This window comes from Deinococcus aerophilus, from assembly GCF_014647075.1.
Taxonomy (GTDB): Bacteria; Deinococcota; Deinococci; order Deinococcales; family Deinococcaceae; genus Deinococcus; species Deinococcus aerophilus.
The window spans coordinates 1-15,118 of sequence record NZ_BMOM01000045.1; the positions used below are offsets into that span (position 1 = coordinate 1).

The 15,118-nt window shown below is 66.2% G+C and carries 16 protein-coding genes; 5 read left to right on the forward strand and 11 right to left on the reverse strand.

Annotation, left to right across the window (positions count from 1 at the left end; translation table 11 throughout):
• Together IEY21_RS16945 and IEY21_RS16950 are read right to left on the reverse strand one after the other, a co-directional pair.
• A partial coding sequence (locus IEY21_RS16945; RefSeq protein ID WP_229753169.1) for a sensor histidine kinase occupies window positions 1-833 on the reverse strand: 833 nt, incomplete at its 3' end.
• Window positions 834-874: 41 nt separating this feature from the next.
• Window positions 875-1,312: a hypothetical protein gene (locus IEY21_RS16950; protein WP_229753170.1), complete on the reverse strand. Its 438-nt coding sequence runs from the start codon at window positions 1,310-1,312 to the stop codon at window positions 875-877.
• 296 nt (window positions 1,313-1,608) lie between these two features.
• Between IEY21_RS16950 and IEY21_RS15595 the strand changes: the two genes are divergently transcribed.
• Both IEY21_RS15595 and IEY21_RS15600 read left to right on the forward strand, forming a co-directional pair.
• Window positions 1,609-1,911, forward strand: coding sequence for a hypothetical protein (locus tag IEY21_RS15595; protein ID WP_188905270.1), 303 nt, complete (start codon window positions 1,609-1,611; stop codon window positions 1,909-1,911).
• A gap of 133 nt (window positions 1,912-2,044) precedes the next feature.
• Window positions 2,045-2,797 (forward strand): hypothetical protein, encoded by a 753-nt coding sequence (locus tag IEY21_RS15600; RefSeq protein WP_188905271.1) that lies wholly within the window; start codon window positions 2,045-2,047, stop codon window positions 2,795-2,797.
• A gap of 22 nt (window positions 2,798-2,819) precedes the next feature.
• Here the strand turns inward: IEY21_RS15600 and IEY21_RS15605 are convergent, their stop codons facing one another.
• On the reverse strand, window positions 2,820-3,314 hold the full coding sequence (locus IEY21_RS15605) for a hypothetical protein (protein ID WP_188905272.1): 495 nt from the start codon (window positions 3,312-3,314) through the stop codon (window positions 2,820-2,822).
• A 216-nt stretch (window positions 3,315-3,530) separates the two neighbouring features.
• Here IEY21_RS15605 and IEY21_RS15610 point away from each other — a divergent pair, with 216 nt between their 5' ends.
• A complete protein-coding gene (locus IEY21_RS15610) occupies window positions 3,531-4,424 on the forward strand; it encodes a haloalkane dehalogenase (protein ID WP_188905273.1) in 894 nt (297 codons plus the stop codon).
• A gap of 120 nt (window positions 4,425-4,544) precedes the next feature.
• On the opposite strand, the gene IEY21_RS15615 is transcribed toward IEY21_RS15610, so the two are convergent.
• From IEY21_RS15615 to IEY21_RS15645, 7 genes are all read right to left on the reverse strand, one after another.
• A complete protein-coding gene (locus IEY21_RS15615; protein ID WP_188905274.1) occupies window positions 4,545-5,456 on the reverse strand; it encodes a carbon-nitrogen hydrolase family protein in 912 nt (303 codons plus the stop codon).
• Window positions 5,453-6,061: a GNAT family N-acetyltransferase gene (locus tag IEY21_RS15620; RefSeq protein ID WP_308424848.1), complete on the reverse strand. Its 609-nt coding sequence runs from the start codon at window positions 6,059-6,061 to the stop codon at window positions 5,453-5,455. Before IEY21_RS15620 ends, IEY21_RS15615 begins: the two co-directional genes overlap by 4 nt.
• Before the next feature lie 2 nt (window positions 6,062-6,063).
• Complete coding sequence (locus IEY21_RS15625; RefSeq protein ID WP_188905275.1) at window positions 6,064-6,468, reverse strand: ketosteroid isomerase-related protein; 405 nt, start codon at window positions 6,466-6,468, stop codon at window positions 6,064-6,066.
• A 602-nt stretch (window positions 6,469-7,070) separates the two neighbouring features.
• Window positions 7,071-8,066 carry a tyrosine-type recombinase/integrase gene (locus IEY21_RS15630; RefSeq protein WP_188905276.1) on the reverse strand — a complete coding sequence of 332 codons (996 nt, stop codon included), beginning with the start codon at window positions 8,064-8,066 and terminating at the stop codon, window positions 7,071-7,073.
• Window positions 8,067-8,486: 420 nt separating this feature from the next.
• Window positions 8,487-9,242, reverse strand: coding sequence for an SDR family NAD(P)-dependent oxidoreductase (locus IEY21_RS15635; protein ID WP_188905277.1), 756 nt, complete (start codon window positions 9,240-9,242; stop codon window positions 8,487-8,489).
• A 126-nt stretch (window positions 9,243-9,368) separates the two neighbouring features.
• Complete coding sequence (locus IEY21_RS15640) at window positions 9,369-10,172, reverse strand: isocitrate lyase/PEP mutase family protein (RefSeq protein ID WP_188905278.1); 804 nt, start codon at window positions 10,170-10,172, stop codon at window positions 9,369-9,371.
• A 48-nt stretch (window positions 10,173-10,220) separates the two neighbouring features.
• On the reverse strand, window positions 10,221-10,799 hold the full coding sequence (locus IEY21_RS15645) for a TetR/AcrR family transcriptional regulator (protein WP_188905279.1): 579 nt from the start codon (window positions 10,797-10,799) through the stop codon (window positions 10,221-10,223).
• 235 nt (window positions 10,800-11,034) lie between these two features.
• Between IEY21_RS15645 and IEY21_RS15650 the strand changes: the two genes are divergently transcribed.
• Complete coding sequence (locus IEY21_RS15650; protein ID WP_188905280.1) at window positions 11,035-12,261, forward strand: MFS transporter; 1,227 nt, start codon at window positions 11,035-11,037, stop codon at window positions 12,259-12,261.
• A 102-nt stretch (window positions 12,262-12,363) separates the two neighbouring features.
• Here the strand turns inward: IEY21_RS15650 and IEY21_RS15655 are convergent, their stop codons facing one another.
• Window positions 12,364-12,624 carry a DUF4242 domain-containing protein gene (locus IEY21_RS15655; RefSeq protein WP_229753171.1) on the reverse strand — a complete coding sequence of 87 codons (261 nt, stop codon included), beginning with the start codon at window positions 12,622-12,624 and terminating at the stop codon, window positions 12,364-12,366.
• 839 nt (window positions 12,625-13,463) lie between these two features.
• Here IEY21_RS15655 and IEY21_RS15660 point away from each other — a divergent pair.
• A partial coding sequence (locus IEY21_RS15660; RefSeq protein ID WP_229753172.1) for a tetratricopeptide repeat protein occupies window positions 13,464-15,118 on the forward strand: 1,655 nt, incomplete at its 3' end.

The following is a 15,118-nucleotide window of genomic DNA, read 5'->3' on the forward strand; positions in this document are numbered from 1 at the left end:
AACGCGCCTGTCATTTCGAGGCCATGGTCACGATTGCCTGCCTGATGGAGTGGCTCTGAAGGTTTGCGGACACACCCTAGCCGGACGTGCACCCGCTGGCCCCGCCCGCCCGCATGGCGGAAGGCGTTGTTCAGCGCCTCCTGCACGATGCGGAAGGCGGCCATCTTGACGCCGACGGGCACGGCCAGGGACTGCAACCCCACGTCCGGGGCGATCTCGACCTCGACTACCGTATCTGTGCGTCGGCGGTGTTCGCGCACGGCGCGCTCCACCACGGCCGCCACATCGAGGTGATCCACGTCCGGCAGACGCAGGTCCCGGGCCAGGGTCCGCATCTCGGTAAGGGCCGACGTGAGGCAGTGCTCCAGCGCGCCAAGAGAAGCCTGCACCCGTTCGCGCTCCTCGGGCGGCACGTGCCGGGCCACGCCTTCGAGGCTCTCCAGGCGCAGCAGCGCCACTCCGAGGTCCTGTGCCGGGCCGTCGTGCAGCTCGCTCGCCACCCGGCGCAGGAAGCGCTCGTTCATCGCCACTGTTCGGCGGGCCGCGCGCCTCACCCGCCCGCCCAGCTCGCGGTTCTGGTCCAGCAGCGCCTCCAGCCGGGCGACGTTCGCGCGCAATTCCGCACTCTGGCGGTCGATGGTGTTGCTGCCCCGGCGCACCAGCCCCGAGAGCAGCAGGTAGGTCAGGCCGATCACCAGGGTCACAACCGCCCAGCTGCGAAGCTGCGCCGCCCTCATTTCCCGGTCGAGGGCGTCCACCCGCTGGTAGAACTCGGCGACCGCCAGTACCCGGTCCGAGCCCTCCAGGCGAATGGGCGTGTAGATTTCCAGCAACCGCCTGAACTGGGGCCGCAGGTGGGCATTTTCGGAGTCGGTTAGCTTGGTGAGGTTCGCGATGATCTCGCCATGCCAAGCCCCGACTGCTCGTCCTTGACCTCGAACACCTGCCCGGCGTTCTCGCCGTACACCACCCGCCCGCCGGGTCCCCAGACCTTGATCGCCACGACCTCGCGCCCCAGCGGCGTATCGGCCAGCAGCCGCTCGATGGCCGCGGTGCGCTCTGGCGAGAGCCTCTCAGCGTGATCGAGTTCCTGAAGCTGGGTCGTGATGAAGTTCTCGACATACAGCGCAGTGGCGGCGGCGGTGCGGTGGACCACCCCGACCTCGATCTGTCGACTGACCCACCAGCCGATCACGGCGAGGCTCACCAGCAACACTGCCAGACTCAACGCGGCGTAGGTGCGCGCCAGGCCGCCCCGAGCAGGGGGGGGGCTGGAGGAGCGCCGTTTAGGCAACAGCCGCACGCTGGTCACTCCCCCATTGTGCGCCTCCTTGAGCGAGCGACCACGGACCTTGGTCGGGCCGCTTCTCCCAACACCCGCTGCTGACGCAGTTGGCTGCCCTGCACCTCATGGACTTGCCGGACGAACAGACTCAAGTGGAGGCACAGCACACCCGCTAATTCTCCTCCCTGGTCCAAACAGCGGAGCAACAGCTTAAGGCACATCAGGAGTTGGTCTGGTTTGAGCGTCTGCGGGCTGATATGGATAACATCCGTGAGTTGTTGCGGCGCCTGTTGATACGCGGAGAATGGACTTAGGTCAGCCAAGTGGCGAACAGCCTGTTTCTGTTCTGGTATGCCCAGGGCATGTTCGCCGAAGGGCTGAGATGGAGTGAGAAAACCCCACGGGACTGGCAGGACCAAGATGTTGGCTGCCTGCGGGTTCAGGGGGGGCTGTATACGGCGATGGGCAACTTAGAACAGGCCCGCACGATCCTGCTGCGCGCCCTGACCCTGACCCGGCAATTCGCTCAGCCCCTGACCATAGAGGAACTGCGGTTGCAGGGCCGCGTATGCCTGCACCTTGCACCCAGGGCAGGTGCAGGTTACGGCGGGGCCGCACTTCCTTGACAGACGCAATGCCTGAGTGGGCTCCACGATCACTTCCCCACTCCAGTCACAGTTCTGTGCCATCGGTGCGGCTGAGCAACTCCAGACTTCCTGAGTACGTAACCGACATCAGTGCAGCCCACAGGAGGTCTCCATGGTTCCGAGCACATCCCCTTCAAATGCGCGGCGGGTCAGCCGCCGAAAAATCAACTGGTTTGTCTTGACCGCCGTCGGTATTTTGATGCTCGGGACAGGTCTGTGGTTCAGGGAAACGGTTTCAAACCGTCAGGCGCCGGCTGGGTTCGTGCGTGTTCGGCTGGCCGGTTTTACCACACTCATTTCTCCCAGCCTGCAGGCCAATCCCGACCTCAAAGACCGGTTTCTGTGGCGACTGGAAGAGCAGCTTGCTGCCGCAGTTGACGTGTTGCCTGCCTCCAGTCACGAGACCCTTCGCGAAATTCGCGTCTGGGTTGATCCGGATTCGGCTCTGAATGCTTCCACGGTGGCCATGTACTACTGGCAGAGGCCGTCCCCAGACCAGCCGCCGCTGATAAAGCAGCGGGCGGGAGACATCAGCATCTCGGACATCGACGAGTTCATCCGGCAGCATGGGCGGTATTCAGTCATGCTCCACGAACTGGCGCATGGTTACGATGATCGCCGGCTGAACCGTCAGGATCCGGGTGTCCTGAAAGCCTTTCAGGCGGCGCGCACCCATGATCTCTACGGCAAAATTGGGAGCGGGTGGAATGGTTCGTATGCGGTTGCAGATGTCCGGGAGTATTTTGCCACGCTTACGGAGGCGTATTTTGCGTCCAGACCAGATGTGCCGCGCAGCCGCGCCGAGCTGAAGGCTGTGGACCCTCAGGGGGTTGCAGCCGTACAGCGCGCCTGGGAAAGGGAGTAACACACACTCGCGGTTCAGGTCCTCAGGGTTTCTCCTGAAGTTCAGCTGCATTCAGGGGATGGTCGGTATCGTCCAGATCCACAGGCACCGCTGAAGGGGGGATCTCGAAGGTGCCGGCCTGTTCGGCTGCGGCCGCTGTCTTGCCGCGGTCCACGTAGGTCAGTGTCTGGCCATCCAGCGACTCGACCTCCAGGGTGAATCCACTCAGGCGGCTGGGGTCCAGCCGAATCACACTGTTCTTCACGCCTGCCTGGGCAGCGCTGGTTCTGGACACAGAGTAGTCGCCCAGCACCGGACCCTCGCAGCTCTGCCCATGTAATTCTGCGGGCAGGCCCGGCCGCGAGGTTCCGGGCTGAACCCGGCGCCGTTCGATGGACTGAACGCAGCGGGCCATGTAGCGGTACACCCTCACTTCATTGCTTTGTTGCGCCGAAACCTGCACGGGTCGGGTGCAGGCGGACAGCAGAAGCAGGGGGATCAGGCTGTAGGAGAGCCGCCGTACGGAAACAGGAGTCATTTCTTCCGGATACGTCGCCTTTCTCCGGGAAGTTCCAGGGGTCTTCTGCAGGGGCGGGCCGCGGCGCGGAAACAGGTACCTGCGGGCGCACCAGTTCGGCCCCTCCCATTCTGGTCTGTTCGGCGCTGTGGCCCGCCTCACCGAAGGGAGGAGCGGCTATTCTTGGTGGGCACCCGTCCTTCCCAAATTTACTCTTCCCAGCTCCAGGAGGTCAGCATGACCCGCTCTTCGACGCCATCCCCCGCAGATCCCTATGCCCGCCGGCGCCTCGCCGTCCTCGACACGGAGCTCGCCTTCGTCGATGTGGGCAGCGGTGACCCCATCGTCTTTCTGCACGGCAATCCCACGTCCTCCTATCTGTGGCGCAACGTCATTCCCGAGGTCGAGGCACTGGGCCGCTGCCTGGCCCCGGACCTGGTCGGCATGGGGGCGTCGGGCCAGGCCCCCGCAGGTCGCTACCGCATCGCGGACCACGCCCGGTACCTGGACGCGTGGTTTGATGCGCTCGGTCTCCAGCGGGTGACGCTCGTGCTGCACGACTGGGGCGGCGCCCTGGGATTTCACTGGGCCGCGCGGCATCCCGAACGGGTCGCGCGGATCGCGTACATGGAGACCATCGTGCAGCCCGTGACCTGGGAGGACTGGGACCCGGGAGCGGTCCGTATTTTCCAGGGAATGCGCGGCGAGGCCGGCGAAGCCCTGATCCTGCAAAAAAACATCTTCATTGAACGGATCCTGCCGTCCTCCATTCTGCGGCCGCTGAGCGACGAGGAGATGGAGGCCTACCGGCGGCCCTTTCCTGAAGCCGGCGAGGACCGCCGCCCGATGCTGACGTTTCCGCGCGAGCTGCCCATCGAAGGCGAGCCGGAAGATGTTGTGGCGATGGTGGAGGCGTATGGCCGTTTCCTGCAGGAGGCGCCGGTGCCTAAGCTGTTCATCAATGCCGACCCCGGCTCCATCCTGATCGGAAGACAGCGGGAGTTCTGCCGCAGCTGGCCCAACCAGCAGGAAGTGACGGTGGGGGGGCGGCACTTTCTTCAGGAGGACTCCCCAGTTGAGATCGGTCGGGCGGTGGCGCAGTTCATCCGGGACACGCCCCTGACCCGCTAGAGCGGGCGGTCTCCTGGGTGAATCTGCTGACTGCGGGCTGTGCGGGACAGTGCAACCGGTATTTCCTGGCCGGCCGGCACGAGCATCAAGATTCAGCGTAGGAGGTAGCCTTCCGGCGTGTCAATCTTGCGGCGCGGGTTCCTTCACGCGGATGACCCTCGCGCCCGGCTGCGCCTGACGTACGCCGTGTGGCCAGTCGCGGACGTTGAAGGTCTGTCCCGCCTCGCGCACCCGCCGCAGGGTTTGGAGATCAAGGTCGGCGTATACCCAGCCGGGCTCGTTGAGTTCTCCCAGCACCACAATGCCGTCCCCGGTGGGGGAGAAGCCGTGGTCGATGGGGCCGTATACGCCCGCCGCACCCACATTCACGTCAATTGCCTCGTTCCAGGCGGCCTCGCCCACCAGCGAGGCGTGCGCGACGAACACCTGATTCTCCAGGGCGCGGGCCCGCGAGCCCACCTGTACCCGGTAATACCCGGTCACTGCGTCCGTGCAACTGGGCACCACGATCAGGTCCGCGCCCGCTTCTGCCTGCGCACGGGCCAGCGGCGGGAACTCGCTGTCGTAGCAGATGTTGATCCCGATGTGGCCGCGTTCGGTGTCGAACACCTTCAGGCCGGTGGTGGCGGCGTCCACACCCCACTGCTCGTTCTCGAAGCGGGTCATCACCAGTTTGTCCTGAAAATGGACTTCCCCGGCGGGCGTGAGGAGGTACGCCCGGTTCAGGAAGCCGGCTTCCTCCTGCACCGGAAAGCTTCCCGCAATGAGGTACACACCGTACTGCCGGGCAAGGCGCACGTACAGTTCCACGTACCGGTCATGAAAGGGTTGCAGGGCGGACAGCTGCGGGCGCACGTCCGCCTGCACCTCGCGCGGAAGCAGGCTGGTCAGTTCCATGCTGCCGTATTCGGGAAACACCAGCAGTTCGGCGCCCGTGGCCGCCGCGTCCTGGACCCAATGGGTAAGCTTCTCCTCGAACGCCTCCCAGTGTTCGAAGTACGAGACGGGATACTGGGCCAGGGCAAGCTTCATCGGCGCTCTTCTGCGGTTCTGGTCAGGTCCTTGAGCCAGAACGTCATGGGCTTGGGGCTCTCTGCAGTTTCATCGAGGTCCTGCCACGTGAGGGTGGTGCTCAACTCCAGCCGCTTCGTGTAGCCCCGCTTTTGCCAGAAGGCGTCCAGTGGGACGTACCCTTCCGGGCGGCGGGGATGATTCTCAGGGCGCTGCACAGCGCAGAAGGCTGCATAGCGGAAACGGCCCAGCCGCCGCGCGTGGGCCTCGCGTTCCTCGAAGAACGTGATCCCCAATCCGCGTCCCCGGTACTCCGGCTGCAGGACCGACTCGGCCAGGTAGAAAATGGTCTCGACGTCGTAGCCACCCGCCTGAAAGGGAGCCTGCAGGTCCGGTGTCTCTGCCGAAAGCGGCATGGCCGTGGAGGCCCCCACTACCCGGTCTCCGTCGGGGACGACCACCGCCAGGCTCTCCGGTGTATTCAGGTACGTCTGGAGGTAGCTGGCCTCGTACTCGGGGCTGCCCTCGTACAGATACGGAAAGTCCCGGAAGACCGTTACCCGCAGCCGCGCGAGGTCGCTCAGCACATCGCGGATTCCTTCTCCCGTGTAGCGCTCGACCTTCACGGTCAGCCGCCGACCTGCCGGATCCAGTCTTCCAGGTTGTAGTAGTTCGTGACACGGGCGATCTTGCCGTCACGGACCTCGAAGAAAGCGCCGCCGGGAAGTACGTATGTCTGTCCGTGTGCCTCGGGCAAACCGTCGTCTGTGGCAAGGTACTCACCGTGCACCACATACTCCGCTCCCGCCCGGCGGCCGTCCGGGGAGGAGAGCACCACGATGTCCGTGAGCTGCTCGCGGTAACTGTGGTCCATGCGGGCCATGAAGGCGCGGAAGGCATCCTTGCCGCTTTGTCGGACGCCCTGGTTGAGGTCGTGGATCACATCCTCAGTCAGCAGGGCCAGCATGGGTTCGCGGTCCGCGGCATTGAAGGCATCGTAGTAGCGGCGCAGCAGATCAAGTGTTTCGTTCACGCGGACCACACTACGGTCTGATCCCCACCGTACTGGTGTGTAGGGAACGTTTTGAGGTGTGATGGGAGGTCGTGGGCGCCTCTTCACGGGAACAGACGACGCCTACGAATATATACAACCGCGCTGGTAGGCGCTAAATCCCCATTACACCTTTGTTTTTCTCTCTTCAGTACCTGCCCTTCTGCAATACACGCGACTGCAGCAGTACCGTTTCATTAGGTGCGTACACAAGCCAAGCGTGCCAGTTGAATTGACTGCTCAAGCACAGGGCACGCATAAGCCTGCGCTTGAGCACAAGGAAAGGCATGGGAAGAGCGGCTGTTTATGTGGGATGCCGAGGCGTGGGCTTGTGCGTGGAGGAAAGTCAGGAAGCGTGCATAGGAAATAAGGAATTAAAAACATTGTATATATTCAACACCTCTGGTCCAGGCAGCCCTACGGGTCGAATACCGCGCCCCATCAACAGTCCGTTCCTGCATCCAAGGCGCAACGGTTCGTGCCAGCGACGCCCCATTCAGACGGGTACACAGCACCACACCCAACAACAGAGGTGAGGCGCAGCCCGCTCCAGACTCACCCAGGGCACAACTTCACTGCGTCTCTCACCATCCCGCCAGATCATCCTTGAGGTCTTCGGCGGCCAGGACGGCGTAGCCCCGACGGGTGGTGTCCACCGAGGCGTGTCCCAGATGGGCCGCCACCCGCCCAAAATCCTTGACCTGCTGCAGCAGCCGGGTCCCCGCATACTTGCGCCCCGGATGAAAGCCCCGGAACGGCACACCTGCAGCCTGAAAAACCTGCGTCAGGTGGTAGCGGGCCGCCTGCTGGGTGGCGTAACGGAACACATATCCCGGCGCGCGGCCCGCTGGGCGGTACCGGCTGTGTTCCGGCCCACCGGGAGCATACAGCGTGCGGAACTGGCGGGCGGCGCGGGCGAGCCGAACACTCATGGTGACGCGGCGTGCTTTGCGTCCCTTGCCGGACCGGACATGAATGCGGCGCGTTCCCTCCTCCAGATCGTCCCAGGTGAGGGCCAGCGCCTCGCTGATTCGCAGCCCCGCATGCGCGATCAGAAAGAGCAGGAAGGTGGTGTGCGGGTCGGCGTGTTCCAGCACATCGGCGAGTTCATCCTCGGTATAGGGCGGACGTTTCTCGATGCCGGAGGTGGGGTCTTTCGGGATGCGGACCTCGCGGAAGGGATCGGCCTCGGTGGCCCCGGCCCAGCGCAGGGCGCGGTACAGGCAGCCCGCCGCGGCGACCTTGAGCTGCACGCCCGCCGGTTTGCGGCCCCCGGCAAGCAGGGCCTGGACATACCGTCCGGCGTCGTGGCGGTGGGGGCGCAACAGATTGAGGGCCTGGGTCTGGGCGTATTCGAGAAACTGCCGGACGCCCAGGGTGTACGCCTCGACCGTGCGGGGGCTGGTGAGGATGCCGCTGCGGCTGTGGTGGGTGAGGTAGGCGCGGGTCAGTGAGACCAGCGTGACGGTGTCCTTCTCGCCGGCCGCTTGGACGGCGCGGCGGCGCAGCTCATCGTCATGCAGGTTGAGCCAAGTGTCGGCGTGGCTCAGCTGATCGCCGTGGTACTGGGCGAGTGTCATGACCGGGAAGGGCCGTGGCCGGGAGAGATAGAGGTCGCAGGCGGAATCGGCATGACCGAGTGTATCTCTTTTCACCTAAGCGGCCTTAGGTGAAAAGTCCGCCCCCTGCTGACCCCGCCCGGGTTTGGGCACGGGGGCCACCTGCCAGCATCCCGGAATCAGGAATGCTGTGCGGAAGAGTGGGCTGTCAAGCAACATTTCTGGTGGTCGTATTGAACACCTGCACTAATATTCACCTCAAATCTGTTCCAGACCGAAAATACCGCCGGAAAACACCGTTCCAGACACTCTTTTTTTTCCTGCCTCACAGGAATCCCAGGAAGGGCCCGGCAAGGCCCACCGGGCCCTGGACCCCCCCCCGGCATATCCGCGCCCTCCGTTCAGCAGCGCCGAAGTTAAATCAGCTCCTACTGCCGGGAGCTACCGCACATAGGACGCACCGTTGATGTCCAGCGTCGCCCCGGTCATGTGGCCAACCATGCCAGAGGCGAGAAACACCACCGTGGCGGCCACCTCCTCTGGCGGCGCGGCGTCGCCCAGGGGCAGGTCACGGCCCAGGTCGGCGGCGTGTTCCTGCAGGTAGCGGGCGGCCATCTCAGTCCGGACCCAGCCGGGCGCGACAGCGTAGGCCAGGATGCCCTCGGCGGCAAACCCCTGCGCAATGGATTTGGTCAGGGCGATGACCCCTCCCTTGGACGCAGCGTAGTGCATGGCGTCGGGCAGGTCCCCCCGGAACGCTGCCCGGCTCGCCATGTTGATGATCGTGCCGCCGCCTCGCTGGCGGTAATGCTGGATGGCGGCCCGGCAGGTGTCGGCCACGCTCAGCAGGTTGACCTGCAGCGTCTCCTGCCACCCGGCCGACCACGCTGCGAGCGGATCGTCCACCGTGACCGCCGGCGAGATCCCGGCGTTGTTGACCAGCACGTCCACCTGACCCTTCCAGTCGGCGGCGGCCTGAAAGAGCCGGTCCCCCTCCCCGGGCCGGGACAGGTCACCGCCCAGCACCTGCACCCGCTCGGCACCGAACTCCTCTACCAAGCCTCCGCGATCCTCCCCGCTGCGGCCGAGATGGGCCGATACCGACGCGCCGGCCTCCAGCAGACTCCGAACACAGACCGCCCCGATGCCGCGCGACGCACCCGTCACGAGTACCACCTTGCCATGCAGATTGATCATGTGGTCAGTCAAGCATATGGGCGTCTGCCCGGGCACTCCTGATCGGCATCAACACATACGGGCCAGCAGCTGGCCCCATGAACCGCCACGGGGCAGTCCAAGGGACCATCAAGGTTAATCCGTCAATCAGTTCAGGGCGCGGGTGGCAGCCGGCAATCCGCCCCCGGCCACCAGCTCGGCCGCTGCGTCCTGCAGCGCCGTCAGTGCCACCCGCTGCGTAAACGGTCCCGTCGACACCCGCGCCACTCCCAGCTCCTGCAGCTCCTGCACCGGCAGGCTCACCCCTGGCACGCTGATCACCGTCAGCTTCTGCGGCCCCAGCGCCGCCACCACCGTCTGGATCTCCTCACGCGCCACCAGGCCCGGTATGAACACCACCGGAGCGCCCGCTTCCAGGAACGCCTGTCCCCGCCGAATAGCTTCCTCCAGCACCTGCCCGCGGGGCGTCTCGGCCGAGGCGCGTACCAGGGCGTCAGTGCGGGCATTCAGCACAAACTCGATGCCCGCCTCGTGACCGGCGGCCATCACCGCGCGCACGGCGGCCACCGCCTCGTCCAGCGGCCGCATCTGGTCTTCCAGGTTGCCCCCGACCACGCCCGCCGCGATGGCCCGCCGGGCCGTCTCGCCCGCATTGCCGTAGCCGGCTTCCAGGTCCATGGTGACCGGAAGATCCACCGCCTGAACGATGCGGCGGACCATGTCCAGATGCAGTTCCAGGGGAATCTGCTCGCCGTCGGCGTAGCCGAAGGTGGACGCGATGGAGTGGCTGGCGGTGGCCAGGGCACGTACGCCTGGAGTCGCGGCGACCACCTGGGCAGAAACCACATCCCAGACATTGGCCAGCACCAGGATCTCCGGGGAGGTGTGCAGTTCGAAGAAGGTGCGGGCCTGGTCGGCGAGGGCGGGACGGACGGGCAGGGTCTGCGTCATGGTGAACTCCGGATCTGGGAAAGAAGGAAGGTGCGGGCGAGAAAGAGCTCAGGTGGCCTGAAGCCCCCGGAGGGAACGATCCATCATCTGAAAGAAGAGTGGCGGCTCCTGGCGTACCCGGGCGAGCAGCATGGCTCCTTCCAGGGTGGCGAGCAGTTCCAGGGCGGTGTCACGGGGCGACTCGGAAAACCGAAAGTGCCCACTGGTCTGACCCTGGCGCAGCACATCGGTCAACCAGCGTTCATTCAGGGCAAAAAAGGACTGAACCTCCCGCTGCATGTCCGCGGGCAGAGTTCCGTAATCTCCGGCCAGAGCGGTACACAGACAGATACGGCCGTCGCCATGAATGACCGCGTGGTAGGCGGCCACATACTGCTCGAGCATGCTGACCGGGCTGAGTTCTGCCGCGCTGAGGGTCAGAAGCACCTCCTTGACCCGCTCGCGGTAACGGCGGGTGAGTTCGGTGCCCAGTTCGGCCTTGCTGGGAAAGTGGTGGTGGATGCTGGCGTTGCGGATGCCCAGCTGCTTGCCGATGTCTGCGTAGCTGACGGCGTTAAAGCCGCACTGCTGCATCAGCCCCTGGGCCACGTCCAGGATGTGGGTGCGGGTGTTGGAGAGGCTCGGCATGACTCAGTATCTACCTACCAGTAGGTAGATGTCAAGCCACAAGATTCAGGATTTCAGGGAAACAGCCGGTGTGGCTCCACAGGCTAGAGAAATGTCCCATGAACCGCACTCGGGCACCCTTCAACGGCACTCGGGCGGTCAGTCACGACACGGGGTTGGGAATACCGCTGGAAAACCCGGCGCTTCGCCCTCACCCTGGCCCCTCCGGCGGCCGCGAGTGTCTATGCTACGCGGCATGTCGAACGCCGTCTCGCAGGATGTCGCCCCCGCACGCTGGACGGCCCTGACCTGGCTGGCCAGCGCGGTCGTCTTCGCCATGGCTCCGTGGTTCTCGGCGGCAGCGGTCCTGCCCCAGCTGCGCGCCGCGTGGACCCTGAGCGACACGGACGCGGCGTGGCTGACGCTGGCCGTTCAGCTGGGCTTTGTGCTGGGGGCAGTGCTCAGCGCGGCCCTCAACCTCGCCGATCGGATCGCCCCCCGGCAGCTGATCCTGGCCGGCGCGCTGCTGGCTGCCGGGGCCAACCTGGGCCTGCTGCTGGCCCAGGGACCACTGGCAGCGATTGCCCTGCGCGCGGTGACGGGCGCGGCCATGGCGCTGGTCTATCCTCCGGCCCTCAAGGCCATGTCCACCTGGTTTCGCAGCGGTCGCGGCGTGGCGCTGGGGGTCATGGTCGGGGCCCTGACCCTCGCCGCCGCCCTCCCCCACCTGGTCAACGGCCTGGGAGGAGCGAACTGGCAGGCCGTGATCGTTGTCACCAGTGTGCTTGCCGCGCTGGGCGGCGTGATGGCCTGGCGGGTTGGAAACGGTCCGCACCAGTTTCCGCGGGCGGTGTTCCGGCCCGCCCAGGCGTGGCGACTCCTGACCGGGCGCGCGATGGGCCTGACCACCCTGGGCTATCTGGGCCACATGTGGGAGCTGTACGCCATGTGGGCGTGGTTCGCCGTGTTCTTTACCCGCCTGCTCTCGGACCATGACCTGCCCGATCCACAGCGGGGAGCCGCCTATGCCACCTTCGCGGTGGTGGGCGTGGGGGCGCTGGGCTGTTATGTCGGCGGGGTGCTGGGCGACCGCTGGGGCCGGACCCGGCTCACAGCGCTGGCGATGTGTCTGTCCGGAGCCTGCGCACTGGCCCTTGCCTTCCTGGCAGACGCCGCGCCCCCGGTGGTGCTGGCGCTGAGCCTGCTGTGGGGCTTCTGGATCATCGCGGATTCTGCCCAGTTCTCGACCATCGTGAGCGAAATCGCCGACCCCGCCTACGTGGGCACGGCCCTGACCACGCAGCTGGCCCTGGGCTTCACGCTGACGGCCGGGAGCATCGCGCTGGTGCCCGTGCTTGTTGGCCGCGGAGGCTGGCCGCTGGCCTTTGCGGTGCTGGGCGTGGGGCCGTTGCTGGGAGCACTCGCCATGCGCGGGCTTGCGCGTCTGCCCGAGGCTGCCCGGATTGCCGGGGGCCGGGGATAGCCCCCAGGCCCCAGGACGGTCAGCCAGCGAACGGGCCGCCTGCGGGCGGCCCAATTCCACGGTGGCGGGAAGACGTGCCCGGCGGACCCTCGCAAATGCCGATCAGGCGGATGGAGGTCTGAGGTCCAGGGCCTCCACCACCCGGGTGTACGGCACTCCCGCCGCGTCATTTACGTGCCGGACATCATCGGCGCTCTCAGCCTCAAACAGGCATGAGCAGCGCTCGTCTCCGGGAACGTACATGCTGCGCAGGTAGTGCACAGGTGTCCCCGATGCGCTGGCGCGGTCACTCTCGCGGATGGCGGCGGCCTGCGCTTCGCCGAGTTGTTGCATCGTGATGCCGGGGAGATGTCGTTCTGCCATGAATACCTTCATAGGCCCCCCACACGGGCGGGCGCGGGCACCCGGTCTGTTCGGGGTGAACAGCCGACGCGCCACCTCACCCGGTGGTCCCAGTGTACGCCCGCGGCGGCGCAACTGTCACGGCGCCGCTCAGGCGTCGGCCAGCGGGGCGAGCAGCGAGGTGGGAGCTTCCCGGAAGACCAGCATGAAGAAGCAGGTGCCCCAGACCGCCGCTGACGCCCAGACTGAACATCAGCACCACGGCGGCGGGGGCCTGGACCAGGCAGCCGGGAGCACCGGTGCGGACGAATAAACCGGGGGTGAACCGGGCGTCATGTGTGGACGCGACCGGGCCTCAAGCTGCACGCATCACCGAAAGGAGGCGTCCGAACAGGCATTTTTCCGTCAGTGATCGTCCGTGAAGTCGGACGCTGTCATGCGGTCTTTTCGCCCGCTTCCTCACCTCTGAACGCTGACCACGCGCGACCCCTATACCCCCATCACCTGGGGGTCTGGGGGAGTTCCCGTCTCGCGCCCCCTTAGCCCTTAGCGGACAGCGCCCCGGGAGACCCTCGGCAGCACCTGAGTTCTGCCTGCCGCCTCTGGTATCCGCCGTACTGTTTGCCGCCCTGCTGCTTCTCAGCGCACCGCACCCCTTCCAGACGGCGTCTATGCACTCCCCCTCCCCGGCTTCTCTGGCGGGCGACGACACGAAGACCGGCGGAGCTCCCGGCTTGTCCGTTCTCCCAACCCCGACCACAGTCTCTCGGTTTGGTGGTCGGGGCGCTAGGCTGCCTGCCGTGTGTTCATTCCACCGGTCTTCAGCGCCCACCGTGCCCTGGGAGGCGTGGCGGGACTCCGTGCTGGCCCTGGCCGACGGGGGCCGCTTCGACGACGCCCTCCTGACCATCGAACGCGCCCTGGACGACGGTCAGAACCCGGCGGCCCTGCTGGAGTTGCTGCAGCGTGTGGAACATGATGCGCCTGCGTCGTTGCCGCGCGGCGTTGGCGGCTGCCTGAGCCTGCAAGGGCTGCGGTTGAAAGTGCGGCTAACCGGGAACGCACAGACACCGGCAGCCGTGACCGAGCTGGTGCGCGCCGCGCAGGCGGAGCAGGTGAACGCTGGGTTTCTGTTCGCGCATCTGGCCTGGGCGCTGACGCAGCAAGAGGCGTTTCCCGAGGCCCTGCAGGCCGCCGAGACGGCCCTGCAGGACCGGCAGAATCTCACGGACCGCGAACGGGGTCTGGCGCTGCGCATGAAAGGCTTCGCCCTGAACCGTCTGGACGCCAGCAGCGACTGGGAAGGTACGTTTCAGGAGGCACTGGACGTCAGTGAAGGCTGGGCACGCGGGTTGATCCTGCTGGACCTGGGCGGCCTGCGCAGTCGGGCTGGAAACGAGCCGGGCGCGATGCTGGCGTACACGGACGCGCTGAAGCTGGTGGTCTCCACGGGGCACCGGGCGATGATCCTGAACAACATGGGCCTGGTCTGCCTGCGCCTGGGCCGCTTCGCAGAGGCCGAGGAATACTTCATGCAGGTGGCCGCCCTGCGGTCCGGGTTCAGAAGTCGTGCGCTGGCCGGGCAGGCAGCGGCGCGGCGCGCCCTGGGCGAATGGGCACGCGCCGAGTCGCTGTACCGGCAGGCGGCGCAGGCCAGCAATGACGAGGACGACCTGCGGCAGGCACTGCGCGGTCTGGGGTACACCCAGCGGCTCGCGGGGCGGCACATGCAGGCGCTCGAAACGCTGCGCGGTGCGGCGAACGCGGCGCAGGGCGACCGTGAGAGCGGCCTGTCCTGGGTGAACGTGGACGTCGCCGCCACACTCGTCGGCCAGGACTATCTGGACGTGAAGGCCGTTGAGGCGCACCTGAGCCGCACCGGCAAGCTCGACATCGAGGACGCAGAGCGGGCCGTGATCGTCCGGGCAGAACTCGCACGCCGCACCGGGAATCTGCAGCGGGCCGTCGCCCTGCTGGAACCGCTGGTCCGGAGTTCCCTCTGGATGCGCGAGGAAGCGCACGCCTTCGGACAGCTGTTCGCGCTGCTGCCACCGGGACAGCGTCCGGAACCCCTTCCGCGCCCGCAGCAGACGCGGGTGGACCTGCGGGTGTTGGGCGTACCGCGCGTGCAGGTCAATGGGCGGCGCGTTCGCCTCGGCAACTTGGAACTCGTCACGCTGACCGCGCTGATCATGGCCGGCGGGGACCTCACCACCGACGAGCTGATCGAAGTGATCCGGGACGGAAAACCACGTGAGATGCGAGCGGCCGCGCAGCGTGTGTCCCGCGTCGTCCGGCAGTTGCGGGTCGCGCTCGGCTGGGACGGCAGCGTCCTCTCCCTCGGAGGGGCATACCTGTTGGACCCGGCGGTCAACTGGAGCAGCGACGTACACGCTGCGCTGCACGGGCATGCACAGGTGACCGCATTTCTGAGTGGCATCAGTCTCCCCTGGGCCACCGAACAGGAACAGTACTTGATGCAGAGAGACTCAGATGATTTGACTGCGAGGCTTGA